Origin of the sequence: Vibrio sp. 10N.222.52.B7 (genome assembly GCF_041474275.1) — a bacterium.
Taxonomy (GTDB): domain Bacteria; phylum Pseudomonadota; class Gammaproteobacteria; order Enterobacterales; family Vibrionaceae; genus Vibrio; species Vibrio crassostreae_C.
This window is the reverse complement of sequence record NZ_JBFRTU010000767.1, coordinates 1-310: the sequence shown is the minus strand read 5'-3', so window position 1 is coordinate 310 and position 310 is coordinate 1. Positions and strand designations below refer to the sequence as shown.

At 47.7% G+C, this 310-nt stretch carries 1 protein-coding gene; it reads left to right on the top strand.

The window, feature by feature from the left end; all coding sequences use genetic code 11:
• Positions 1–310, top strand: a 310-nt coding sequence (locus AB4512_RS25205; RefSeq protein ID WP_372176195.1) for an amidohydrolase family protein, incomplete at both ends; no start/stop codon positions are given.

The window sequence follows — 310 nt, the reverse complement described above, 5'->3', positions numbered from 1 at the left end:
GGTGTTTATTTAAAAGACCAAGACAGCGGTAAGCTCAATGGCATCTTATTAGACAATGCTGGTGACCAAATCATGGAGATGGCATGGAACAGCCAAAGCGAGCGATTTGAACAAAGCTATCAAGGCTTAATGTTCGGACTGGAAGAAGCCGCTGCACACGGTATTACCACCATTGGTGACGGCCGAATGTACTGGAAACGCGGTTGGTATGACGTTTGGCTAGAGGCAGAACAAAACCAAGATTTAACAGCTCGTGTATCTTTGCGCCCTTGGGTTTACCCATCAATGGCGATCCCGTCTCAGCTCGAAG